We start from the raw sequence: 25,035 nt of genomic DNA on the forward strand, positions 1-25,035 counted from the left end.
ATATTGAGGCATATATGAAAAAAGTACTTATAATCGGGGCAACGTCAGCGATTGCAGAAGCAACAGCAAGGCTTTTTGCGAAACGTGGTGATCAACTGTTTTTATTTGCCCGGGATCAGGAAAAACTTGCAACCATTGCCAATGATCTAAAGATTCGGGGTGCTCAGGATGTTTACACAGGCGTGTATGATGCTTCAATACAGCAAGACAATGAGAACAACTTTGAAGAAGCCATAAAGCAGCTTGGTGGTTTAGATGTTCTTTTTGTCGCTCATGGTATTCTACCAGACCAAAAGGCTTGTGAAGTCTCTATCGATGACACAGTGAAGGCCTTTGATATCAATGCGACCAGTGTCTTTGCAATACTGACGCATTTTGCCAATGTTTTCGAAACTCAAAAAAAGGGATCAATTGCTGTTATCTCTTCTGTTGCAGGAGATCGGGGGCGGCAATCCAATTATGTTTATGGTGCTGCAAAAGGCGCTGTCACTATCTTCTTGCAGGGTTTACGGCATCGTCTTGCCAAATCTGGTGTTCAGGTTTTGGCGATTAAGCCGGGTTTTGTTGATACACCGATGACAGCTACTTTTGACAAGGGGGCGTTATGGGCGCAACCCGAACAGATTGCTAAGCTGATTGTTAGGTCTTTGGATCGGAAAAAGTCAGTTATTTATACACCCTGGTTCTGGGGAGTCATCATGTTGATTATACGCTCTGTTCCTGATTGGATTTTTCATAAAACCCGTCTTTAGATTTTGTGATTTTAAATTTTATGGACTTTAGATTTTTATAGGAACGTCCTAAGCTCCGATACTTTCTTTGTTGCAGTTTTTAATCGCTGCTATTTATTCGGAGACATAGATGTTTTTTGTTCCCGGCAAACATAAAGACCATGGTTTGCCTTACAACCCTTTTAAAGCTTGTGTACTTCCGCGCCCAATCGCCTGGCTTTCAACACAGTCAGCAACAGGTGTTTGTAATCTGGCTCCGTACAGTTTTTTCAATGCTTTTGCGGATGAGCCGCCAATTATTGGTGTGGGGATAGCTCCGGATAGTCGTGAAGAAGGCACGAAGGATACGCTTAGAAATATCGTGGAAACGAGAGAATTCGTTTTTAACCTTGTTTCGTGGGAACAACGTACTGCAATGAATGAAAGCTCAAAACCTGCCCCCGCTGACGTGGATGAGTTTGAGGCGGCAGGTCTTGAGAAGCTTCCTTCACAGGTCATCAAACCTCCTCGTGTGAAGGGGGCGCCTGTTCATTTTGAATGTAAACTCTTCAAAACCATGGGCTTGCCAAAAAACAGTGGCGGTAAACACTATACTTTGGTTCTTGGGGAAGTGGTCGGGATGCACATTGATGAAGCTTATCTTACCGACGGTATGGTTGATGCGACTAAAATGAAACCCTTGGCACGCCTTGGCTATCAGGATTATTCCGTTGTAAATGAAGTTGTGCAGTTGGTCCGTCCCTCTGCTTAAATTGAACGAGTGTAAAATATAGAAAGTGTGATCCCGTTAAAGGCTCATACCAAGAAAGCAGGGCAGGGTGATGGCGTTTTTATTAGAGCAAGTTCAGTTAGATGCTCTTGATTTGTTATACGTTTTGTTTTGCGGATCAGTTGCGGGACTTTGTCGTGGCTTTGCTGGTTTTGGTCTTTCTGCGCTGGTTGTCACATCATTAACCCTGGTACTTTTGCCTGTCGAGGTTGTGCCGATAGCTTTGTTGCTTGAGATGATCTCTAGCTTGGTAATGGCCCGGATGACATGGACAGCGATCCACTGGGGACTGTTGAAGTGGCTTTGTGTTGGTGCAGCAGTTGGTGTGCCGGGAGGTGTGTTTTTGCTGAAAATAATACCCGCAGACCCGTTACGCATTGCCATCTCCCTAGGCGTATTGATCGCAAGTATTCTGTTGTTCCTAGGGGCGCGCTTTAGAGTAAAAGAGAGTGGTCCAAAGAACTTATCTGTCGGTCTGATTTCAGGCGTTGCGAATGGTGCTGCATCCTTGGGGGGATTACCTGTTGCGATCTATATGATGGCTGCTGCGCTTCCGGCAGAGGCCGTCCGTGCAACGATGAATCTGTATTTTCTGATACTCGACGCCTATGGCACAGGAGCCTTGGTTCTCGCAGGGCTTTTGGATCAGGTTACAATCGCTCGGGCACTGCTTCTTGTTATTCCTGTCACTCTCGGTATTTACCTTGGCAATTACATTTTTCAGCGCAGCTCAGCAACCCATTATCGCTATGTAGTTCTGGTCTTGTTGATGGTGTTATCCGTTTCAGGTTTGATCAAATCTTTTGTCTGATCCTATATAAACTTATTCGTGCTGTTTTTCATAACTAGAATTAAAGAAATCTGGAAATTAGTATTAGAAGAAAATGTCTAGTTCACGAGCGGGAGTTCTGCTGCGGCAGCTAAGCGAGCGAGCTCTGTACGATTTCTCGTCCATGTTTTTGCGAGTAGATTCGAGACATGACTTTTAATGGTTTCTAAGCCGCAGTTTCTAATACTGGCAATATCGCGGTTTGTATTGCCTTCTAACAATAGTTGGCATATTTCTTTTTCAGTTGATGTTAAGGAGTAAGATTTTGCTAACTTTTGGGCGTTAGTTACCAATCTCCATTCGGGATCAACAGCAAAAATTATAGACCACCCATTAAGAGGACTATCTTTCCCTTTGCGACCTAATGGCGAAATTTCGAGACTTACTGGACATGGATTATCATTTTTAGAAATATTTAAAAATGTTCCTCCAGCAAAATCAGCTCCAATACTCATTTTTGATGTGTCGCTAATTGATTGAAGCAGAATCGAATCTGTTTTTTGATCCTTTGCTCGCAAGCGATTGTGAGGGTCAAGGTAAAGACTATCCAAATCCAGAATTTGATCAAAGGCAGTGTTTTTGAGAATCAGGGTGCCGTTATTTGAAACAATGCCTATACCGATTGCCAGCTTGTCGAGAACATCTAGCAACATTCCATACTGTGATTTCAATAGATGTACGGGGCGTATTAATGATGTCGCACGTTTTAGGTAGGGGACGAGCTCTGATACAGTATCACGGGCGATGGGAACCTGATTATGATAATTACGACTAAACTGTAATCCTAAAACATCGACCCAAGGGGCTTTTTGATTTATCAATATCCCCATTCTCATAAAGACATTGAGGTTGATTTCTGCATCGCGAAAAGCATTGGTACTGTCAATCCCGTTGCTTAAGGCAAGCATCTCTCTGTCTGTTAAGGTCGAGTATTCGGGTTGGTTTTTTAATTGTTCTACACATACGGTACATAAATCAGATTCAAATTTTCCGTGTGCCGTTATGTATTTCCAATATTCTTCCTCGGGATAGCTATCACTGAACTTATTGTAGTTGTATAACTCGGGAGTATTCGGCTCGATCAGGGCAAAAACGGCTCCGTTAGCATTGCAGGCGGTTGCAATAGCGCTTAAGGCTTCGGGCCACTTCTTTGGTTCCAGTGCAGCTTCGTAAGCTAATGCAACGGCATTTAACTGCTTTTGCATTTTTTTCTCCGTAAATACACGAATAAGTAGAAAGTAGCTGTAGATTAAAAATATATCAATCTTTGTTCTTCCCCCGACTGGGGGAGGAAAAGAAAAATCATCTTGGTTAATATTCCTTTAGGAGGGGTATTTGAGGGCTTGGTTAACGGGATGCCATGAACTGTAAGCGTTGGAAGAGTTATTTGTTCCCGAATACAAATCACGGCGCCTATGTTCTCGAAAATCTTTCCTTAATTAATCCTAATCATAAATCGGGTGAAATTATGAAGAAACTAAATGTATTGATTTTTCTTGTTGTTGGATTGGCTGTTAGTGCTTGTCAAACTGCTGGGCAGGCATTGGAGAAAGCTGGTGCGCAAAAGTTAAGTAAAGAAGAGATCACGACCTTATTTTCAGGTAATACTTGGAAGTGGAAACAAGGTGGCGGATATTACGATCCTGACGGAACGATCCATACTTTATGGGACGGTGAGCGCCAAACAGGTACATGGGCGGCAAATGATAATGGTGAATTGTGCCGCGATGTTGAAGCCTGGGGTGGGAATAAGTGTACCGTTTCTTTTTATAAGCAAGGTGATGTCATTAAAGCTATATATAAGAACCGTTCGTCAGTCCTTGATACAGAGAAAAAGATATTCAAGGGAAATATTCTGGACTCCTTATAAACTTGGTAAATCAGATATGGACGATACTTATTCTTATCAGGATTGATCTGATTTAAGTATGAGTTCCAGTCTTGGTGTAACTCAGCCCTTCAACAGATTTTGTGGAAGGGCTGAGGTGTGTAATAGAGGATTTTAACCTGAATTTTCGATAAAATGAACTAAAAGTACAAAATGCCCAAGCAAAAAAACAGCGGACATAACATCCAAAACCCGGCACCGATATAAAGTTTCAGGGCCAAGGATACATCCCTTGCAGAAAGTTCACTGCGACCACCGTCACCCATCCAGGGATCATCAACAATATACCCCGGATATTTCCGGGGACCCGCGAGGGCAAAGCCAAGTGCGCCGGCAACGGCTGCTTCCTGCCACCCAGCATTGGGGGAGCGATGTTGACCTGCATCGCGGAGCATAATTTTAAAGGCCCTGATTGCTGAAGCTTTGGGAACCAATAAGCCAGCCAGTACATAAAGTAATCCGGCAAGACGTGCGGGAACTAGATTTACCAGATCGTCCAAACGGGCCGCGAACTTACCAAATGCTTCATAGCGCTCGTTTTTGTGGCCGATCATGCTGTCCAAGGTGTTGATTGTCTTGTAGGCACAAAGTCCGGGAAGACCAAAAAGAGCAAACCAAAAGACGGGGGCAACAACGCCGTCAGAAAAGTTTTCTGCCATACTTTCAATGGCGGCACGGCAGATACCTGCCTCATCCAGACTTTCAGGATCTCGTCCGACCAGATGGCTGATGGCTTTTTTTCCTTCACCCAAATTTTGTGTAAGTGCTTTGGCTACATTGTGAACGGCTGCTCCCAAACCACGATAGGCAATAAGACTGGAAGCAAGGATGGATTCGACAATCCAGCCATGAGATACTTGCCCCAACGTGCGGGAGAGTATAAGACCGACAGCAACGGCCAGAACAATGATTCCGATTGAAAGTAAGGCCCCGAGAAAAATTCCGGTCATCCGGCTGTTCTTGGGCTTATTTAACCGGATTTCACTGATTTCTATGGCCTTCCCGATAATGACAACGGGGTGAGGAACAAAGCGATACAACCACGCAGGATCACCGATTACGATATCTATGAAAATAGCAGTAATCAGGATCAGGACTGGTAAAAAAAGTGGTTCTTGGACCAAATACGACATCAACATGGCGCGAGAATGTTAGCAGTCTTGTTACAGGTCAAGTAGTCGTAAGCCATAATTTGATAAAAGTGTATCGCAGCAACGCCGCCCTGTTGCTAAAAAATGATGGATGAGGTGAGTATAATGACCGAAAACGGTCCTAAAATTGGTGTAATGGTTTGTGGACATGGCAGCCGTGATGAAGGCGCCGTCCGTGAGTTTGAATCCGTTGCCCGGGGTATTCGCGAACGCTTGCCTCAGTACGAAGTTGATAGCGGATTTCTGGAATTCGCGACACCAATTATTCGTACTGGTCTGGATAATCTGCGTGAATCTGGACATGATCTGGTTTTGGCTATTCCGGGTATGCTCTTTGCCGCTGGTCACGCCAAGAACGACATTCCGTCAGTATTGCGTACATACGAAGCGCAACATCCTGACATGAAGATTGAATATGGCCGCGAGTTGGGTATTGATACCAAATTGATCAAAGCTGCTGCTGACCGCATTCAGGAAGCCGTTGATCGTGCCAACAAAGAAAATGGCGAAATGCCTATCAACGAGACTATGTTGATGGTTGTTGGACGTGGCGCATCGGACCCTGATGCAAATTCCAACGTGAACAAAGTGATGCGTCTGCTTTGGGAAGGATTTGGCTTTGGCTGGGGCGAAGTTTGTTACTCCGGCGTGACTTTTCCATTGGTTCAACCGGGTTTGGAGCATGCGGCAAAGCTTGGATACAAACGTATCATTGTTTTCCCTTACTTCCTTTTCACAGGTATTTTGGTCAAGCGTATCTATGATTACACTGATACGGTGGCAGCAGCCCATCCGGATATTGATTTTGTAAAAGCACCTTATCTGTCAGATCACCCGCAGGTTCTTGATGCCTTTGCTGATCGTGTTCAGGAAATTCTGGACGGTACTAATGTGATGAACTGTAAGCTCTGTAAGTACAGAGAACAGGTTCTGGGTTTTGAAGCTGAAATTGGCTTGCCGCAGGAAAGTCATCATCATCATGTTGAAGGTATCGGTACAGGCACTGCCGATGATCACTCGCATGATCATGACCACTCTCACGGGCATTCGCACGATCACTCACACGGTCATGCCCATGGACATGGTCATAGTCACGATCATGGGCATGATCACGATCACCACCATCACCCTTATCCGCATGCGGATCACCCCCTTGGTCCTGTGACCATGGCCAAAGATGAAAAGAAGTCCTGATCAAGGTTTTTGAGTATGCCGATTGAATATGACTATATCCGGGACCCGCAGGAAATTTATCGCGAGTCATTTGCGCAGATAGAAGCTGCGGCAGATTTTGGGAAAATGCCGGCTGATGTTGCTGATGTCGCTGTACGGATTATTCATGCCTGTGGAATGCCGGAAGTTATTGACGATCTTGCCTGGACTGACGATGTCGCAGCGAAGGGGCGGGCTGCCCTGAAATCGGGTGCGCCCATTATTGTTGATTGTCGTATGGCACGTGATGGCATTATTCAAAACAGACTTCCTGCGAATAATCAGATCTTGTGTCCCTTGATTGATGAACGTGTGCCGGAAATTGCGAAAGAGATCGGAAATACGCGATCAGCTGCGGCAGTCGAGTTATGGAAAGAAAACCTTGAGGGTGCTGTTGTCGTCATCGGGAATGCACCGACAGCGCTGTTCCGATTACTGGAAGTTTTACAGGACGGTGCGCCCAAACCTGCTGCAATTCTTGGCTTTCCTGTCGGGTTCGTTGGTGCTGCTGAATCAAAAGAGGCCTTGATTGTTGCCAATATTGACATCCCTTACATGACATTGCGTGGTCGTCGCGGGGGAAGCGCCATTGCATCTGCTGCACTGAATGCGGTGGCAAAGGACAACAAATGACTTCTGAAGCAAACACGGGTGCCTGGCTCACGATTTTGGGTATTGGCGAAGAAGGGCTGGATAGCTTGACGCCTGTTGCTCGTCGTTTGCTTGATCAGGCAAAGGTACTCGTCGGTGGAGAACGTCATTTGGCAATGTTGGGCGAAGATCCTCGAGAACAAATAAACTGGTCATCCCCCTTTTCTTCAATGGTCGAGAAGATACTCGACCGTAGAGGAGAGAGTATTTGTATTCTGGCGTCGGGCGATCCGATGTGTTTCGGGGTTGGAGCCACCTTCTCCAAACGCATTCCTGCTCATGAAATGCTCGTTGTTCCCGGTATCTCATCCTACTCACTTGCTTGTTCAAGACTTGGTTGGGCAATGATGGATGTTGATATGCTAACGCTACACGGACGTCCTTTGAGCTTGCTTCATCCGCACGTTCAACCCGGGGCACAGTTGCTCATGCTGAGTGAGAACGGAACCACGCCAGCCGAAGTTGCTTCGTTGCTGACGGACCGTGGTTTTGGCGATAGCAAGATTACCGTTCTTGAGCACATGGGGGGAGAGAAAGAGCAGGTACTTGACGGTGTTGCGCACTGTTGGTCCTATCCTGCTTGTGCTGATCTGAACACGATTGCTGTTGAGTGCATTGCAACACACCGTGCAGAAGTCTTGCCGACAGTTCCCGGATTGCCTGATGATGCCTTTGTGCATGATGGGCAGATGACGAAAAAGATTGTGCGCTCATCGACTCTGTCTGCTTTGATGCCTATGGCAGGGCAGGTTCTTTGGGATCTGGGTGCTGGTTGTGGATCAATCTCTATCGAATGGATGCGTGCAGCCAAGGGAACAAAGGCTGTTGCGATTGAGCGGGATCAAGAGCGTCTTTCAAGTATAGCTGCGAATGCACAGGCTTTGGGGACGCCCTTTTTATCGATTAAAGAAGGTGAGTTGCTTTCTGTCCTCAGCGAATTGATGAAAGAAGAGCAACGTCCCGATGCCATTTTTGTTGGCGGAGGAGCCACTTCTGATGGACTGTTTGATATCTGTTGGAAGGCTTTAAAGCCCGGAGGTCGCTTCGTCGCAAACGTTGTGACGCTGGAAGGCGAAATGAAGCTCTTTGAATGGCATAAAAAAATCGGGGGAGAACTCAATCGTATTTCGATTAGTCAGGCATCCCCCATTGGACCTTATCATGGCTGGCGTGCGGCGATGCCTGTAACTCAGTATGTAGTGACGAAAAGATATGACGGGTAAACTTTATGGCGTCGGCATTGGCCCCGGCGATCCTGAACTTTTAACATTAAAAGCCTTGCGTTTGATCCAGAAGACCAATGTTTTGGCCTATCCGGCACCGGATGTGGGCGATAGTCTGGCGCGAACAATCGTGGCGGAACATCTACCGGGTGGACAGACCGAATACCCAATCCGGATACCGATGGTTACAGAGCGTTTCCCGGCACAGGATGTTTATGATCAGGCGGCCAAAGATATTGCAGAATTTCTGGACGCAGGACAGGACGTTGTTGTGCTTTGCGAAGGCGATCCGTTCTTCTATGGCTCCTTTATGTATCTCTTTGGACGTATGATGGAACGCTTTGAGGTTGAAGTCGTCCCTGGCGTTTCCTCGTTGATGGCCTGTTCGGCAATGGTTGGCGCGCCCCTGGCTGCGCGGAACGATGTAATGACGATTATCCCGGGTCCTGTTGATGCCGATATTATGAAGCAACGCCTGCGTAATGTGCAGGCAGCGGCGATCATCAAGGTTGGCCGCCATTTTGAAAAAATTCGCAGCATTCTTGAAGAACTGGATTTGGTTGATTGTGCTCGCTATGTGGAACGCGCAACCATGGAAAACCAGAAAGTAATGCCCTTAAGCGAAGTGGGGGATGCCAAGGCACCTTACTTCTCAATGATTTTGGTCCACAAACGTGGTGAGGCCTGGACACTGTAATGATGCAAAAATTTGATCACTCCCCTGCCTTTGTTGCTCTGACAGCAGAAGGCGCGAAACTTGCCATACAACTACGTGATGCCTATGGCGCTGGTGAAGTTCATGGCCGCGTGGGCCGTGTAGAAGGCGCAGATGTTTATTTCGATGAAACCATCGCGCATATTCAGTCGCTTTTCCGCGAAGGACGCGCAATTGTCGGTATCTGTGCTGCCGGTGTTCTGATTCGTGGCTTATCACCTTTATTGGCTGATAAGCGTGCAGAACCGCCGGTTATTGCTGTTGCTGAAAATGGCTCTGCTGTGGTTCCCTTGCTTGGGGGGCATCACGGCGCTAATGATCTTGCAAAATCCTTGAGCAGTAAACTTGATGTTGTTGCCTCTATTACAACGGCTTCTGATAATCGTTTTGGTATTGCACTGGATAATCCCCCAGCAGGCTGGAAACTTGGTAACCCGCAAGATTATAAAGCCTTTATTGCGGCTGTATTAGCTGGCGCTAAGGTAAAGCTTAATGGGAAAGCTGATTGGGTGAAGGCCGGAACATTGCCTTTGTCTGATGACGGCGAGTTGACAATCACGGTAACGGAAAAAGCGATTTCCGGATCTGAAACAGAACTGGTGCTCCATCCGGCAACGCTTACGCTTGGTGTGGGCTGTGAACGCAATGCGGACGCGCAAGAGCTCTCTAGCTTGGTACAGGAAACACTTCAGGCGGAAAACCTGTCCCCGAAAGCAATTGCAGGCGTGTTCTCTATTGATGTCAAAGCAGATGAAACGGCTGTTCAGGCTCTTGCTGCCGAACTGGATGTCCCTGCACGTTTTTTCCCGGCTGAGGAACTTGAAAAGCAGACGTCTCGGTTGGAAACACCATCAGATATCGTCTTTGCCGAAGTTGGTTGCCATGGGGTATCTGAAGGATCTGCTCTCGCAGCTGTTGGCGATACGGGCAAGTTGCGTGTTGCCAAACATAAGTCGAAACGCGCGACCTGTGCTGTTGGTGAGGCTGCGGGGATTGTTGAGACATCAACCCTAGGTCAAGCACGCGGTAAACTCTTTGTTGTTGGCCTTGGTCCCGGCGATCAAAGCTGGCGTGCACCGGAAGTGGACCGCGTAGTTCGGGGTGTGACCGATCTGGTTGGATATCATCTGTACCTTGATCTGCTTGGCCCCTTGGCCGAAGGTAAAGACCGTCACGGTTACGAACTTGGCGAAGAAGAGATGCGTGTTCGTATCGCACTGAACCTTGCTGCCGAAGGGCGCTCTGTTGCGCTGGTCTGTTCAGGTGATCCGGGTATTTATGCCATGGCGGCACTGACCTTTGAGCTTTTGGATCGCGGGGAGCGAGCCGATTGGAACCGTGTTGATATTCAGGTGACGCCGGGTATTTCTGCGCTGCAGGGAGCTTCTGCCCGTATTGGTGCGCCGCTGGGACATGACTTCTGTACAATCTCTCTCTCAGATCTTCTGACCCCTTGGGAAGCTATTGAAAAACGTTTGAATGCAGCGGCACAGGGTGATTTTGTTATTGCTTTCTATAACCCGGTTTCAAGACGCCGTACCAAACAATTGGCTACAGCGGTTGAGATTTTATTGCAGCATCGTCCTGCTGATACGCCGGTTATGTTGGGTCGCAACCTTGGTCGCGAAGGTGAGAGCATGACTGTTCTACGTTTAGATGAATTGACACCTGATCAGGTTGATATGTTGACAGTTGTCCTTGTGGGGTCATCTACCTCGCGCAAGATTGAAAAATCTGACGGTTCATGCTGGGTTTACACACCTCGTGGATACGAAAAGAAAGCCCATCTCTATGAGAACTTTGACGAGACAGGCGAAGTGAAAACGATAACAGAAGGATCAGCAGCATGACGGTATATTTCATTGGTGCTGGTCCGGGCGCGCCAGACCTTATTACCATTCGAGGTCGTGATCTCATTGCCAAGTGTCCTGTGTGTCTCTATGCGGGATCGCTGGTTCCCGAAGGAGTTATTGCTTTTGCACCAGAAGGTGCTTTGATCAAAGATACTGCGCCGATGAATCTTGATGAGATCATCGAAGACATCAACACGGCTCATAAAGATGGTAAGGATGTTGCGCGGGTGCACTCTGGTGATCCCTGCCTCTATGGTTCTGTTGCCGAACAGATGCGCCGCCTCGATCAACTGGGTATTGATTACGAAGTGGTTCCCGGTGTTTCGGCCTATGCTGCGGCGTCTGCAGTTATCCAGAAGGAATTGACTTTACCTGAAGTGAGCCAGTCGATTATCCTAACCCGGACGGCGATGAAATCTTCGGCAATGCCCAATAACGAAGATCTCGATACCTTTGGCAAGTCGGGCGCAACCCTTGCGATCCACCTGTCTGTACGTAACCTCAAACACCTTCAGGAAACGCTAATCCCGCATTACGGCGAGGATTGCCCTGTCGTGATAGCTTACCGCGTAACCTGGCCAGATGAGTTGATCATTCGCTGTACGCTCAAAGATGTGCGCGAAAAAGCCCGTGAAGCCAAAATCACCCGCACCGCGCTGATCCTGGTCGGTCACGTGCTCGCGGATGACAAAGACTTCATCGACAGCAAACTCTACGATCCGAATTTTGTTCACGTCCTGCGCCTCGGTAAGGATAAGAAAAAAGCAGCCGCCGTGGAACGTGAAGCAAATGCGCCGGGTGGATTGGACTAGCTATAGCTAGGTTTTAGTTTTAGGAATGAATGTAAGGGAGGCTTTCGGGTCTCTCTTTTTTTATTTATATTCTATGGGTTAAAGAAATTTTGAACCTTATGAACTTTCACAACGGCCTATCTTTCAACTGCAGTGGATGATTACTGCTCAAACAAACGTTGAGGCGATAGAGATGAAAAAACTTATTTTAACGACCAGCCTTTTGGCGCTTACTGCGACGGCTTTGAATTCGGTTGTGCATGCAAACTCTCCCCGTAGTAATTCTGATTATGTAAAAGATGTGACCCTGTCCATGAAGGGAATCAACGTTAACATGATTGAGTTGAAAAACATGTCCGGCTCAAAGTTGATGAGCAAGATAAATGTTCAACCTGTTAACACAGTAATGAACATTCCATTGAAGGGTTTTGTTCAGTGCACCAAGAGCAAGAAAATCGATTTTGATAAGGGCAGAATGTATTTTGGTACTACGCAACGACAGGGAAATAAAATCGTTCCTGTTAATGCGCTTTATGAAGACAGTTATCACCCTACTTTCAAAGTCTGGACAGGTACTTTTGGCGGCTGGATTGCAGAAGCAGGAAATGCAGAATCTTTTAAAGTGCCGCTTTCGAATATCAAGAATGGGCATCCATCTGTTCGCGTTGATCCGGTTGAGGAATTTAATAAAAGATTGGAAGAGCACGTAAATGGTGGTGGGGATGAACTTGATTTCCTTAAGCAGGATCAGTTCTTTAGCATCATGCGCCCGGTTTCTCTTGCCGGATATTGTAATAAAGGTGCTGATAGCAGGGGTGGTTATGTGACGACATCGGTGCCAATTGGTATCAAATTCAAAGGTGACCCAACCCTTGTGAAATCATCGCCTGCACAGGTTTCACAAAATAATCTTGCTACAAAGTTTGCCCTTAGCGAAGCGAAGGTTGCACCGCATGTCAAAAATTATGTTGGCCAATGTCCTGCTGATCTTGGTTTTCGTTTAACCTTCAAAGCGCAGGGTAAGGGAACCGTTAAGTACCGTATGATTAACGAAGTTGGCGCAAAAGGTCCGATCAACAGTGTTAACTTTAATAATGATGGTCATAAAATCATAGATTTTACCCGTCATATTGGCGAACCATCTGGCGGAAAAATCAACAAACTTGCGATTAATAACCCTCAGCAAAACGGCAATATCAACGGGTTTGAAAATGCACCTAGTGACAAGAAGCATGGTTCTTGGAAAGTAGAAGTTGTCGAGCCTGTAAACAGTACGTCAAAAGAGAGCTTCTATAGCTGGAAATGTACGCCAAAATCTAAATTTAACTCTCCTACCACTTTGAAACAGGCACCAGGGAAAGTTAAAATTGATAAAATCAAAGCTGTGCCAGTTGAGCCAGAACCTCAACCCAAGCCTTTGCTTAAGCTGAAGGTGAATGCACAATAAAACTAATAAATGAGTTAAGTATTTAATCGGAGAGTGGCGGAAAAGCCCCTCTCCGTTTTTTTTTCACAACATACAAAGTTCAAAGAACGGCATTAATAGCCGTATCAGCTCGTTTTCTTGCATTCCCAAACCGTTCGATAACCTTCGGGTGAGTTCTGGGCAACAAACTCGGCTGAGGCTTTGCAGCTTTCGTAAGTTGCGTAGGTTTCTGATCCCCCAATAGTCATTTCCTCTTGACCGTTCAACAACGATACGAGGAAAAATGTGATTTTAAACATGGGAACTATCCTTCCTATGCTTAAAGTACATTCAATGTTTGTGCCAAGGCGATGACGAGACTTGGGAAAGATTTTGACAGTAAAAGAAGATCAGTTGGTTTCGATGGGAAGTTGATAACGCGATTTAATCGCGAACCATTCCGGATCAGTGTTCATTTTCAGGATCATATCATCAAGGAACAGGTGCACCTGTGGCAGATAACCACTTATAAGCAAGCGTCGAAGAAAGGCACTGTGTTTATAGGGACTGAAGTATATTTCTTGATCTAGTTTTCCTTCCCAAACCAGATAGCGAGCAGAACTTTCTGCCATTATTGCAATATCTGCACGTTCACCAATCAGCATTTTAATCAGGTTTCGTTCGTGCGGGGCATTGGTTCTGGAAAAGTTTCCTTTGGCGACTTCTTTATCTATGGCGGCATAACGATGACCGAGGACACCGCCGAGCATCAAGCTATTTAAATCGGCCATTTCTTTAATATCAATGGGGTTATCTTTTCGGGAAAAATAGATATTGCCATCTGATAGTAATGGTTCTGTCCAAAGGAAAAGCGATCTGGCGTTTATACCAAACCATTCCGGCGATACCCAAGGAACAATAATGTCGCTATTGGCTTCGAGTAGAGTGTCCAGACGTTTTCGCGGAATAATATTAAGCTTAAACTGAAACTTGTTATTACCGTGCTTGTTAAGGTATCGAACGAGGTCGTAGCTAAGGCCTTCATTTTTGCCTGTGATGAAGGGGGGAACGTTATGATAGCTGTAAATTTCATACTCTGCCGCATGAGAACTCTTTTGAGAAAGCATTGCAAAGAATGTGCAGATCAGTGCAACAAGACGATAAATGCTGGCAAGCGGTATTCTGTGGCGATTATTGATCATGGCTATAACCTTTAGCGTAAATCAAAATAGACCACTATTATATCACATTGGTTGCATTTATAATTATTTTTCTGTTTTGAAGAGTATTTTTCGTTTCAATAAAACTTGTGATCACAGCCTTATGATACGCATTGTGGCAGAGTAAAATGGAAGGTACGGGGTTATTTCAGCGTAAGATGATTGTGGAGTTCTTGCCATCTGGCTTTTACGCTAGGAAGTTCGGATGACATGACTTCCTTTACCTTATGAAGGCTTTCTTCCGAGAAATTTGCGTTCCTGAGTTTATCAATATGGACCTTGATAAATTCACCGTTTTGAGCACAGGAAAACAGCTCAGGGCTAACGGCAATATGCCCGTCATCAGCCATTAGCATCAGGGGGCCATTGACCTGAATTTCATCTCCGCTTTGAAGAACTGCTTTAATTGTCATTTTGGTACTCAGGATTTGCGAGCAAGTGAATTCGAAGGGCAACACTAAAAGCTGTATTGTAAATTTTTTATAAACTTTAAGTGTCGTGTCTGCTGAAATGTGAGAAAACCATAGAAGTGAAATTGTAAAAAAGCAAGTTTTCACCTAATAGAGTTAGAGAATAAGATTGATTTTTCTAAGATCTCATTAGATTTTTTCCCAAAGGCCACTCTCGCCAGCTGCGTAGATTGCATCAATCAAGCGTTGGTTTTTTTGTGAACTTTCAAGAGTAAATACTTGTGCTTCATCTGCGGGGGACTTGGTGAGTGCTGCACGCGAAAAGGCTTCTATCTGTAGTTTGTATTGGTTCACACCGGGGAAGCGAAATTCTTGTTTCTCGGAATGGTTGGCATTGTGCAATGTGACTTTATCCGCATCGTAAAGACCTGCATTAAATGGGGCTGAAACCTCTATCCATCCTTTATCGCCGTGGAATGAAATTTCCTGTCGATGTGCGAGCTGCGTTGCCACATACATGGACATTTCAAAGTGACCAAAATTTGCACGACAAGATGCAAAAGCATCGGTACCAAAATCCTTATCGTATTTGACCCTTGCTGAAACTGCGACAGGCTCAAGGCCTGTTGCAAAACGGGTTGCTACGGTTGGGTAAACGCCGATATCCGGCAATGCACCACCCCCAAGCTCAGGGATGTTCCGCATATTGTTGGTATCTTTGTTGAAGTAGGTGAAAGCAGCTTGAACGTGGGAAAGCTTACCTATGTCTCCGTTTTGTATTAAGTCACGTACTTTGTGCCATTGAGGGTGATAGGTGATCATAAAGGCTTCTGAAACCAGAACATTATTTTTATCTCGTGCCTGAATGATATCAGCTATCTGGGGGGCCTTTAAAGAAATGGGTTTTTCACAGAGAACATGCTTTCCCGCATTTGCAGCCTTGATCGACCATTCTACATGATGCGCAGTAGGGAGGGGAATGTAGATTGCGTCTACAAGATCGCTGGCAAGTAAGTCGTCGTAAGATCCAAATGTGTGTGGAATAGCAAATCGTTCCGCAAGTCTGTTTGCTTTTGATTTATCCCGACTGGCGATGGTAGTGATAACAGCATTATCAGCATTTAAGATCGCAGGAATAACGTGTTCGACACCGATTTTGGCAGTTGATAGAATTCCCCAGCGCAGCATTTCTCGTCCTGTTCAAAATTTAATAGTATTTGTTTTTTTGTGATGAGTTACGGTTAGATCATTTGAAAGTAGCTACCTAGTTTTCCGGTTCGTAAAACTCAGTATCTAAATCATCTAGTTTTTCAGCAACGTATTTTCGCGCATCGGCGATGCCTTGATTGTACTGAGAAGGGCCAATTTTCTGCAGGAGGAAATCCACGACCTCTGCGGCACGGAACTCACTGATCTCTTCGTCAAACTCTGAGTAGTGAAAATTAATCAAGGCTTCGATAATGTCTGCTCTTCGTTCTTTTTCAAGCTTGATACGCATGATGCCAGCTCTTCCATTGATACATCGGGTTTATGGTTGGGATTATTTTTTGTGAACTTGCTTGTTTGAAAAATGATTTTGTAACCAATTGAGACAGTCTTCTACGGTCGATATTATCATAACTGGTGGCTGTGGCGGACGGGCGATCATCAAAACAGGAACATTATGCTTTCGAGCGGCAATCAGCTTGGCGCTGGTTCCGGTGCCACCTGAGTTTTTACTGATAAGCAAATCAACTTTTTCTTCTTTTATAAGACGGGTTTCCTCATCAACAGAAAAGGGGCCACGCTGAAGAATAACCTTTAGATTCTGTTTTTCTGCTTTTGTTTCTGTTTCTGGGGCTGGTGGTTCAATCATTCGCGCGACGAAGTGATGCTTTGTTATCGACGTGAAGCTGTTGAGTTCTTTTTGGCCCGTCGTGAGGAGAATGGTTAAAGAAGTGTCGAGAGACTGTAAATAATCTTGCGCAGCCTGCATATCTGGCACATCAATCCACGCGTCATTTTCTTCTTTTTTCCAAGCAGGGCGCTGCAGGACAAGATGGGGAATTTCAAGTCTTTGACAGGCTATCCAAGCATGATCGGTTATGGTTGCTGCAAAGGGGTGCGTGGCATCTATAACAACGTCAATAGCGTGTACTTCTAAATATTCGCAGAGGCCCTCTATACCACCGAAACCACCAATTCTTTCGTTACCGGATACTTTCTGACGGTTCGTTGTGACGCCTGCACGAGATGTGGTGATATGATAGGTTGGATTTTGGGATAACTGATCAGCAAGTTGGTTGGCTTCGGTTGTGCCACCCAAAATCAAAATGCGTGATTGGGGTGCGCTGTCGTTTGTTTTTGCCTTTGCACGCTCGGGGATATTCTTAGTGACTCTCGAGATCATTTAGAAAATCCGGTTTTGGCTACGATGGCTCCGGGCCTATCAATGATAATGATTTCTACTTCGGTGTTATTTTTTCGGGCATTTCCTGTAAGAATTTTCAAGGCTTCATCTTGAGCGAGGAGAGCAATTTTTTCAGCCAGCGGAATTTCCTCAGCGAGGCAACGCACAAGGATTTGATTGGCTGTATTGGCTGTTTTTGCTTCTTCAACGATATCTTCAGGTGCGGATATTTCGCGCAGTTTATTGGCTAACCACGTCATATCGACCTGACTTCGTCCAGAGTGAAGATCCATATGGCCCATTGCAAGTTTAGTTAGCTTGCCAAAGCCGCCGCCAATGGTGAGTTTGGGGACAGGGTGGTCGCGCAGATATTTGAGCATACCGCCAGCAAAATCGCCCATATCAAGCATGTCTGTATCTTCAAGACCATAAAGATCCATGACTGCTTTTTCCGATGTTGATCCCGTACACCCTGCAACATGTGGACGGTTTGTTGCTCTGGCGACGTCGATGCCGCGATGTATGGAATGGATCCATGATGAGCAGGAAAAGGGAATGACAACGCCTGTGGTTCCCAGAATGGACAGACCGTTAAGAATACCTAGCCTTGGATTCCATGTTTTCTGGGCAAGTTCCTTGCCGTCGGGAATTGATATTTCAATTTCGACATCCCCGGGCAGATTATGTGCGTGGGCAATTTCCGTGATAACCTCGGTCATCATTTTTCTGGGAACTGGATTGATCGCAGGTTCACCCGCCGGGATGGGTAAACCTGGCTTGGTAACCATGCCAACCCCTTCGCCAGCGTGAAAGACTATGCCGCTTCCAGGCACGCCATGTCGAACCCGAGAGATTATTGTCGCAAGGTGGGTGACATCCGGATCGTCGCCCGCATCCTTTATAATTGCTGCCATGGCTGAGCAATCATCTTTTTCTTCTTTGCAAAGAGCAAAAGCGGGTTGCTCTCCTTTTGGGAGAGTTATAGTAACAGGATCAGGAAATTGATTTGTTACAAGAGCTGTATAGGCCGCTTTGGTTGCCGCAGTGGCACAGGCACCGGTGGTCCAGCCTCTTTTCAATTTTCCTTCGGGTTTTCGTGCCATGACAGTATAATGCTAAACCGTTATTCTATAGATCGTTCGGCTTTACTTCTGAAAGAAAATCAGAAAGTAACTCCAGTTTGGGACACCTTATCAATTTGAGGTATCTTCCCAATTTGAGGTATCTTTAAAGTGAAGCTACACGAGAAGGACAGTGTGATAAATGGATAAACTGCCTCTAGACCTTCCAAATTTTGAACCCGGCTGGGTTTGGCTTGTTGGTGGCGGACCAGGTGATGCTGGCCTTTTGACGCTCTATGGTCTGCATGCACTGCGATCAGCCGATGTTTTGGTGTATGATGCACTGGTCGGTGAAGATATTCTGAAGATGGCCCGTGAAGGCTGTGTTCTTGAATACGCAGGTAAGCGGGGCGGTAAGCCGTCTTCAAAGCAGGCCGACATCTCACAACGTCTTATTCAGCTGGCAAAAGAAGGTAAAAGAGTTCTGCGCCTGAAAGGCGGCGACCCCTTTGTATTCGGTAGAGGTGGCGAGGAAGCTCTGGCGTTAGTGGAAGCAAATGTTCCTTTCCGTGTTGTTCCGGGTATCTCTAGTGGTATTGGCGGTCTGGCTTATGCCGGGATTCCTGTTACCCACCGCGATTGTAATTCTGCGGTTACCTTTCTAACCGGACATAATGCAAGCGGCATTGTGCCAGATAACATTAACTGGGAAGGTCTTGCACAGGGATCACCCGTTATTGTGATCTATATGGCGATAAAGCATTTGGGTGATATCGCACAAAAATTAATGGCCCATGGCCGTTCTGCTGATGAGCCCGTTGGTATTGTCAGCCGAGCGTCGACCCCGTCACAAGAAGTTTTGGAAACAAGCTTGGGAAGTTGTGTGGAAGATGTCGCCAAAAGTGGTATTGAACCGCCAGCGTTGGTGGTGATCGGCGAAGTCGTTCGGTTACGTTCTGGACTCGATTGGATGGGGGCGATGAACGGGAGAGTCCTGACATCTGATCCGCTTAATCTATCTGCAAATGTCGATAAGGTTGCGAACGCTTGATATCCAAAAGCAGGGCCAAGAATTTCGGGGAACAGGGAGCTTCTCTAAATCCTGAAGCGCCTAAAGGACTGATTATTGCGGCGCCTTCTTCTGGAAGTGGCAAGACCACGCTGACCTTGGCATTGTTACGTTATTTCAAGAACAACAATCTACGCGTTAATCCGGCAAAGGTTGGACCAGATTATATTGACACTGCTTATCACACCGCCGCTGCTGGACGTGCTTGTTTCAATCTTGATCCCTGGGCGATGAGACAAGAGAGCCTTGCCGCTATCATTACCCATAGCGGCCAAGATGCTGATGTGATCCTGACCGAAGGTGTGATGGGGCTTTTTGATGGTGCGGCAGGTGGGGCAGGATCAACCGCCGAATTGGCCAAAAAAACCGGATGGCCGGTTATTCTTGTGATTGACGTTAAGGGAATGTCGGCTTCGGCCGCAGCTATTTTGCATGGCTTTGCCTCTTTTGACCCGAAAGTATCCATTGGAGGTGTTATTTTTAACCGGGTCGGGTCCCCGCGGCATGCCGAGTTGTTGAAAGAAGCTTGTGACCCCCTTGGAATTCCGGTTCTCGGTTATCTGAAAAGACAAGATGATTTGGTTTTGCCAAACAGGCATCTTGGCTTGGTACAGGCAATTGAACATAGCGAACTTGATGGATATCTAGATGAAGCGGCAGAGCAGGTTGGCTGGGATGTTCGTTGTGAAGAGCTTTTAAAGCAGGCCAGCCCTTCCATACTTTCGCATAAAGATCTCCACAGTTTTGTACCCCCGATAGGGCAAAGGATTGCAATTGCGCAGGATGTGGCTTTTTCCTTTATCTACCCAGCACTTTTGGAGGGGTGGAAGAAAGCTGGCGCAGAATTGAGCTTTTTCTCTCCCCTTGCTGATGAAAAGCCATGTGCTGAAGCTGATGCGATTTATCTGCCCGGTGGATATCCTGAACTACATGTGGGACAGCTCGGGGCAAACCTGAGTTTCTTAAAAAGTCTGCGACAGGCCGCAAAAAAGAATAAAACGATTTATGGGGAGTGTGGTGGCTATATGGTTCTGGGCAAGGGGCTTATTGACGCCCGTGGGGATCATCATGAACTTGCCGGACTTTTACCCGTAGAGACGTCTTTTGCTGTGCGGCGACGGTCTCTGGGGTATCGTGAGGTTACAGCCCTCAATAATAGTGCTCTTGGTGATAAAGGTTCAACTTACAGGGCCCACGAGTTTCACTATTCGACCGTTGTGAGAGATGAAGGAGACAATCCCTTATTTGATGTGAGGGATGCGGCGGGGCAGAAAAAAGGTAAAGCTGGCTGTGTGAACGGTTCGGTTATGGGGTCTTATATTCACCTGATTGATCAATTTTGAGAGGTTGGTTTCCACCTTTAATATGCCTTGTGTCTTGGCTAGTTCGCGGCTTTAAGCTGAAAAAATATTAAAACTGTGCTATTGTATCCTTGAGGGGTGTTGAGAGCTCAATCTGAGCTCTGATACTCAAAAGGAAAGTCTTACGTGCAAGTGAACCGAGAACGTTTCCATAGTTCTGCTCAGTGTTTGCCATCCCCCCAAGCCTACCCGATGATCCGTGGGACAGTTGGTCGGTATATCGCACGCCCATGGTTTGATGCGTTGGCCCTTCGTTTGATTGTTAAATACCTCTTTCCCCTTACCCGCGTTTTACAGAGGGCAATTCTGAGTGAGGGAGATGCCAAAAAGCTAATAGAGGACCTTGGCCTCAAACACGCATTGCCGGATAGCTGTGACAAAGCTCTTACGGAAGTTTGCATCCGCCACTATGTGGCGAAATCAGCTTTCGAGCGTTGGAAAGTGGTTATGTTCGGCGACGGATTGAGCATTGCGGGGAGAGTTTTTGCCGAACGACGGCGACAGGAAACACAACAAAGATTATTAGAAGCATCTCTGTTCTTTAAAGAAATTCGTAAAGAAGTCGCTCCTGTTCAATGGCAACTGCCAACCCCCAAAGAGTTTTTTAAAACTTTTGAGGGGCATTTGAACGATTTGGATGATTTCTATGGACCACCCAAAAAGATGCCCAGAGTTCAATCGTCGCATTCTATTCACGGTGTTTATGGGCGTGAATATTGGTTGCGTTATGACTCTGAATTTGGTGCAGAGAACTGGGTACGTTGTTATGAACCACTCACGGGATTGAACCCGAAGGCCCCGACGATCATTTTTCTTCAGGGGCTTGGGGTCGAACAGGATTGTTTCCAAGATAGGGAAGATCCGGTTTGTGCGTTGACCGAGGCTGGTTTTCGCGTTTTACGTATGCAGCAACCCGGTCATGGCTTCCGAAAAGCGCCGGGGTTTTATGCCGGAGAACAAATTTTCAGCGAAGGACCTATGGGGTTGATCAAACTCTATAGACAGTGGACTTCAGATATTTCTGTATTGATGAACTGGGTGCGCCAGCAACGTGGTGGCCCTGTTGTTTTAGGTGGCGTGAGTTTAGGTGCTTTAACGGCTCAGCTTTATTCTTCTGTTGCCTGGAATTGGCATGATGATCTGAAACCGGACTCGTTACTTCTGATCGGCACCAGCGGAAATGTATTGGATGTATTACTTAAAGGCTGTCTAACACAGGCACTGGGTATTCCCAAAAAACTTCATGAACTGGGCTGGCGCGAGGCCGATTATGTGAAGTGTCTGCCCTTTGTTCAACCAACAGGGCATTCTGTTGTTCCGCCGGAAAAGGTGATCTTTATGCTTGGACAAGCAGATAAACTAACACCTTATAAAGGGGGACTGGATCTTGCTAACCGCTGGCGGGTTCCCCCGGAAAACAGGTTTCTCAGAAATGGGAAGGGACACTTTTCCCTGCTGATTGATCTTATCCGTGATCCAATTGTCTTAAGGCGATTGACTGAAATTACGGCATAATTCTTCGGTTATTTCACTGATATAAAAGGATGATTTTATACATGCAATTACGACACAGGTGGTCTGTGAGACGGGGCATTAACAAGATCATTGTTATCTGTTATGTTGCCCCGAATTCGTACTGTATTTTGATTTGGCAGCTACAGAATAAGTCGTGACAGGTGAAAAGGCCCTGATTAATTCGGGCTTGATTACCAAAGGGGATGGTCTTACATAGCCATCAAACAGACAAACTTTGGCGACGGACGCAAAAGTAAATTTGCCGAAGTCGTTTAAACGAGATAAGCGAACTCATGAATTCTCTTGGTATAGATAAAGAACCTAAAGATACACGCGTTGTTGTTGCTATGTCCGGCGGTGTCGATAGCTCGGTTGTTGCGTGTATGTTGAAAGAAGAAGGCTATGACGTAATCGGCGTTACCCTTCAACTCTATGACCATGGAATTGCCTTGGAAAAAAGCGGTGCCTGTTGTGCCGGGCAAGATATCTATGATGCCCGTACAGTGGCAGATCGCTACGGGTTCCCGCATTACATTCTGGATTATGAATCACGCTTTAAACAGGATGTGATGGAAGATTTCGCAGACAGCTATATGCGCGGTGAAACACCCATTCCCTGTGTGCGGTGTAATCAGAAAGTTAAGTTCAAAGACATGTTGGCGATGGCTAAGGACCTCGGCGCGGATGTGATGGCAACGGGCCATTATGTCCAGCGGATCGAAGGCCCCAATGGTCCTGAACTCCATCGGGCTTTTGACGATACAAAAGACCAGACCTATTTCCTTTTCACTACAACCGAAGATCAACTGGATTTCCTCAGGTTCCCTTTGGGCGGGTTACCAAAAACGGAAACCCGTAAAATTGCAGAACGTATGGGGCTATCCGTTGCGGATAAGCCAGACAGTCAGGATATCTGTTTCGTACCCGACGGATCTTATGCCCGTGTGGTTGAACGTTTGCGCCCCGGTGCTTTGGATAAGGGAGATATTGTTCACCTTGATGGCACTGTTCTGGGACAGCACGACGGCATTATCAACTATACGGTTGGGCAACGCCGGGGTATCGGCGTTGGCGGTACTAGTGATCCTATTTATGTTATCCGTCTCGATGCAGAAAAAAAGCAGGTTATCGTTGGCCCCAAAGAAGCACTTTCTCGTGATGTTGTTCTTGTGAATGAACTTAACTGGTTGGCCGAACCCTTGAATGACCGGGGTCGTGAAGTCACGGTTAAACTGAGATCAGCATCGAAACCAACCTCTGCTACCGTATATCCGGAAGGCCAGGGGTTAGGTATGGGCGGCGCCCGTGTTGTATTACATGATCCGCTGTATGGTATTTCACCGGGGCAGGCTGCTGTTTTTTATGATGGCGATCGCGTTCTGGGTGGTGGCTGGATTGTCTCCACGGAAAAACAGGTTCTGGACGAAGCAACACAAGGTGCTGCTTAAGATTTAAACCTGTAGGTTTATTTCTTTCTGGAATAGTTATTTTGTTCCTGTTACGTTCTGTGGAATGATTCTTTCCACATTTCACAGAACGTAACTGCGCATGATCCCCCAGATAAGCAATTCTCAAGCTCGAAGACTGTTTATGGAACGACAGGGGTTATGTGACAATCCTGCCGCTAAGCAAACGAAACTTCAGCTACTAGACCAGATAGAGCGTATGGGATTTGTGCAGATTGACAGTATCAATACTGTTGAGCGCGCGCATCATATGATCCTCTTTTCCCGAAATCAGACCTATCAGAAAAAGTATTTTGATCAGCTTCTGGAAAATGATCGTTCGCTGTTTGAAAACTGGACACACGATGCATCGGTAATTCCAATGCTTTATTATCCCTATTGGAAGTATCGCTTTCGCCGTACAGAGGCTTACTTGTTGGAAAGATGGCGCAAGTGGCGACGGGAAGGGTTCGAAGAAAACTTTAGAACCGTTTTGGAGCATATTCGCGCGCACGGTCCGACGCGTTCCCGGGATATGAAAAAACCGGAAAGTGGCGATAGTAAAAAGAAAAATCAGGGCTGGTGGGATTGGCATCCTTCCAAAACAGCTTTGGAATTCCTGTGGCGTACAGGGGCTTTATCGGTTGATCGGCGCGATGGCTTTCAAAAGGTTTATGACGTCACAGATAGAATTATTCCATCAGAAGTTCTTTCCCAAGATATTGACCATGAGAACTTTATAGATTGGTCGTGCCGTTCCGCGATGGAAAAGCTTGGCTTTGCGACGCCGGGTGAACTCGCTGCTTTTTGGGACGGGATAAAGCCTGCTGAAGCCAAAATCTGGTGCGAAGACAAGCTAGGCAAGGAACTTATCGAGGTCGAAGTGTTGTCTGCTGATGGCAGTAAACCTCGTAAAGTCTATGCTTTTGAAGGCATCTTAAGTCAGCTGGATAACTTGCCGACAGCCCCGAAACGTGTGCGGGTACTCAGCCCTTTTGATCCGTTGATACGGGATAGAAAGCGAACCGAACGTCTTTTTGATTTTCACTATCGTATCGAAGTTTTCGTGCCCGAAGCAAAACGACAATATGGATACTATGTTTTCCCTTTGCTTGAAGGCGAAAATCTCATTGGACGTATTGATATGAAACGACAGGGAACGGAGTTGTTTGTCAAAGGTCTGTGGTTTGAGCCCAAAGTGCGAGCCAGCAAAGGACGCCTCAACGCGCTAACATCTGAACTGGAACGGATCAGGCGCTTTGTTGGCTGTGAAAAATTGGCCTTTGCTGATGATTACCTGAAGTCAGTTTAGGTATTCCATTTAGCCTTCTATTCTTAAGGAAAGCC

Annotated in this window: 25 protein-coding genes; 16 read left to right on the forward strand and 9 right to left on the reverse strand. The window is 46.3% G+C overall.

Annotated elements, in window-relative coordinates; genetic code table 11:
* The first annotated feature begins 14 nt into the window (after positions 1-14).
* The 3 genes from BKB51_RS11990 (at position 15) to BKB51_RS12000 (ending at position 2,311) form a co-directional block, all read left to right on the forward strand.
* Entirely contained in the window at positions 15-752 is a 738-nt protein-coding gene (locus BKB51_RS11990) for an SDR family oxidoreductase (RefSeq protein WP_085901311.1), read from the forward strand.
* A gap of 109 nt (positions 753-861) precedes the next feature.
* Entirely contained in the window at positions 862-1,482 is a 621-nt protein-coding gene (locus tag BKB51_RS11995; RefSeq protein ID WP_085901312.1) for a flavin reductase family protein, read from the forward strand.
* Positions 1,483-1,552: 70 nt separating this feature from the next.
* Positions 1,553-2,311 carry a sulfite exporter TauE/SafE family protein gene (locus BKB51_RS12000; RefSeq protein WP_085901313.1) on the forward strand — a complete coding sequence of 253 codons (759 nt, stop codon included), beginning with the start codon at positions 1,553-1,555 and terminating at the stop codon, positions 2,309-2,311.
* A 77-nt stretch (positions 2,312-2,388) separates the two neighbouring features.
* On the opposite strand, the gene BKB51_RS12005 is transcribed toward BKB51_RS12000, so the two are convergent.
* A complete protein-coding gene (locus tag BKB51_RS12005; protein ID WP_085901314.1) occupies positions 2,389-3,534 on the reverse strand; it encodes a helix-turn-helix transcriptional regulator in 1,146 nt (381 codons plus the stop codon).
* A gap of 155 nt (positions 3,535-3,689) precedes the next feature.
* Here BKB51_RS12005 and BKB51_RS12010 point away from each other — a divergent pair, with 155 nt between their 5' ends.
* On the forward strand, positions 3,690-4,199 hold the full coding sequence (locus BKB51_RS12010) for a DUF995 domain-containing protein (protein WP_085901315.1): 510 nt from the start codon (positions 3,690-3,692) through the stop codon (positions 4,197-4,199).
* Between the two features lie 158 nt (positions 4,200-4,357).
* Here the strand turns inward: BKB51_RS12010 and cbiB are convergent, their stop codons facing one another.
* Positions 4,358-5,350 carry an adenosylcobinamide-phosphate synthase CbiB gene (cbiB, locus tag BKB51_RS12015; RefSeq protein WP_245813272.1) on the reverse strand — a complete coding sequence of 331 codons (993 nt, stop codon included), beginning with the start codon at positions 5,348-5,350 and terminating at the stop codon, positions 4,358-4,360.
* Positions 5,351-5,473: 123 nt separating this feature from the next.
* On the opposite strand from cbiB, the gene BKB51_RS12020 reads away from it, so the two are divergent.
* The 7 genes from BKB51_RS12020 to BKB51_RS12050 all read left to right on the forward strand — a co-directional run bounded on the left by BKB51_RS12020 (position 5,474) and on the right by BKB51_RS12050 (position 13,260).
* Complete coding sequence (locus BKB51_RS12020; RefSeq protein WP_085901317.1) at positions 5,474-6,562, forward strand: sirohydrochlorin chelatase; 1,089 nt, start codon at positions 5,474-5,476, stop codon at positions 6,560-6,562.
* A 15-nt stretch (positions 6,563-6,577) separates the two neighbouring features.
* Positions 6,578-7,213 carry a precorrin-8X methylmutase gene (locus BKB51_RS12025; RefSeq protein WP_198946715.1) on the forward strand — a complete coding sequence of 212 codons (636 nt, stop codon included), beginning with the start codon at positions 6,578-6,580 and terminating at the stop codon, positions 7,211-7,213.
* Positions 7,210-8,454 (forward strand): precorrin-6y C5,15-methyltransferase (decarboxylating) subunit CbiE, encoded by a 1,245-nt coding sequence (gene cbiE, locus BKB51_RS12030; RefSeq protein WP_085901318.1) that lies wholly within the window; start codon positions 7,210-7,212, stop codon positions 8,452-8,454. The genes BKB51_RS12025 and cbiE overlap by 4 nt, the downstream gene beginning before the upstream one ends.
* Positions 8,444-9,151 carry a precorrin-2 C(20)-methyltransferase gene (locus tag BKB51_RS12035; RefSeq protein ID WP_085901319.1) on the forward strand — a complete coding sequence of 236 codons (708 nt, stop codon included), beginning with the start codon at positions 8,444-8,446 and terminating at the stop codon, positions 9,149-9,151. The genes cbiE and BKB51_RS12035 overlap by 11 nt, the downstream gene beginning before the upstream one ends.
* Entirely contained in the window at positions 9,151-11,019 is a 1,869-nt protein-coding gene (cobJ, locus tag BKB51_RS12040; protein WP_085901320.1) for a precorrin-3B C(17)-methyltransferase, read from the forward strand. The genes BKB51_RS12035 and cobJ overlap by 1 nt, the downstream gene beginning before the upstream one ends.
* Complete coding sequence (gene cobM / locus BKB51_RS12045) at positions 11,016-11,834, forward strand: precorrin-4 C(11)-methyltransferase (protein WP_085901321.1); 819 nt, start codon at positions 11,016-11,018, stop codon at positions 11,832-11,834. Before cobJ ends, cobM begins: the two co-directional genes overlap by 4 nt.
* Positions 11,835-12,006: 172 nt before the next feature.
* Positions 12,007-13,260, forward strand: coding sequence for a hypothetical protein (locus BKB51_RS12050; protein ID WP_085901322.1), 1,254 nt, complete (start codon positions 12,007-12,009; stop codon positions 13,258-13,260).
* Between the two features lie 104 nt (positions 13,261-13,364).
* On the opposite strand, the gene BKB51_RS20760 is transcribed toward BKB51_RS12050, so the two are convergent.
* The 7 genes from BKB51_RS20760 to BKB51_RS12080 all read right to left on the reverse strand — a co-directional run bounded on the left by BKB51_RS20760 (position 13,365) and on the right by BKB51_RS12080 (position 18,340).
* Positions 13,365-13,538, reverse strand: a complete 174-nt coding sequence (locus BKB51_RS20760) for a YegP family protein (protein ID WP_158090217.1) — start codon at positions 13,536-13,538, stop codon at positions 13,365-13,367.
* 90 nt (positions 13,539-13,628) lie between these two features.
* Positions 13,629-14,420, reverse strand: coding sequence for a substrate-binding periplasmic protein (locus BKB51_RS12055; RefSeq protein ID WP_085901323.1), 792 nt, complete (start codon positions 14,418-14,420; stop codon positions 13,629-13,631).
* 161 nt (positions 14,421-14,581) lie between these two features.
* Positions 14,582-14,851, reverse strand: coding sequence for a hypothetical protein (locus BKB51_RS12060; RefSeq protein WP_085901324.1), 270 nt, complete (start codon positions 14,849-14,851; stop codon positions 14,582-14,584).
* Between the two features lie 186 nt (positions 14,852-15,037).
* Positions 15,038-16,036 carry a Gfo/Idh/MocA family protein gene (locus BKB51_RS12065; protein WP_085901325.1) on the reverse strand — a complete coding sequence of 333 codons (999 nt, stop codon included), beginning with the start codon at positions 16,034-16,036 and terminating at the stop codon, positions 15,038-15,040.
* A gap of 76 nt (positions 16,037-16,112) precedes the next feature.
* Positions 16,113-16,346 (reverse strand): DUF2164 domain-containing protein, encoded by a 234-nt coding sequence (locus BKB51_RS12070; protein ID WP_085901326.1) that lies wholly within the window; start codon positions 16,344-16,346, stop codon positions 16,113-16,115.
* Positions 16,347-16,388: 42 nt separating this feature from the next.
* Positions 16,389-17,237, reverse strand: coding sequence for a cobalt-precorrin-6A reductase (locus BKB51_RS12075; RefSeq protein ID WP_085901327.1), 849 nt, complete (start codon positions 17,235-17,237; stop codon positions 16,389-16,391).
* Positions 17,234-18,340, reverse strand: a complete 1,107-nt coding sequence (locus BKB51_RS12080; RefSeq protein ID WP_085901328.1) for a cobalt-precorrin-5B (C(1))-methyltransferase — start codon at positions 18,338-18,340, stop codon at positions 17,234-17,236. The genes BKB51_RS12075 and BKB51_RS12080 overlap by 4 nt, the downstream gene beginning before the upstream one ends.
* 160 nt (positions 18,341-18,500) lie before the next feature.
* Here BKB51_RS12080 and cobA point away from each other — a divergent pair, with 160 nt between their 5' ends.
* From cobA to BKB51_RS12105, 5 genes are all read left to right on the forward strand, one after another.
* Positions 18,501-19,349, forward strand: a complete 849-nt coding sequence (gene cobA, locus BKB51_RS12085) for a uroporphyrinogen-III C-methyltransferase (protein WP_085901329.1) — start codon at positions 18,501-18,503, stop codon at positions 19,347-19,349.
* Entirely contained in the window at positions 19,346-20,710 is a 1,365-nt protein-coding gene (locus BKB51_RS12090) for a cobyrinic acid a,c-diamide synthase CobB (protein ID WP_245813273.1), read from the forward strand. Before cobA ends, BKB51_RS12090 begins: the two co-directional genes overlap by 4 nt.
* Before the next feature lie 150 nt (positions 20,711-20,860).
* On the forward strand, positions 20,861-22,243 hold the full coding sequence (locus BKB51_RS12095; protein ID WP_125911831.1) for an alpha/beta hydrolase: 1,383 nt from the start codon (positions 20,861-20,863) through the stop codon (positions 22,241-22,243).
* Positions 22,244-22,536: 293 nt separating this feature from the next.
* Positions 22,537-23,691, forward strand: coding sequence for a tRNA 2-thiouridine(34) synthase MnmA (gene mnmA, locus BKB51_RS12100; protein WP_085901331.1), 1,155 nt, complete (start codon positions 22,537-22,539; stop codon positions 23,689-23,691).
* A 142-nt stretch (positions 23,692-23,833) separates the two neighbouring features.
* On the forward strand, positions 23,834-25,000 hold the full coding sequence (locus BKB51_RS12105; protein WP_218044012.1) for a winged helix-turn-helix domain-containing protein: 1,167 nt from the start codon (positions 23,834-23,836) through the stop codon (positions 24,998-25,000).
* The last annotated feature ends 35 nt before the right edge of the window (positions 25,001-25,035 follow it).

Source organism: Kiloniella majae, assembly GCF_002118315.1.
Lineage (GTDB): Bacteria > Pseudomonadota > Alphaproteobacteria > Kiloniellales > Kiloniellaceae > Kiloniella > Kiloniella majae.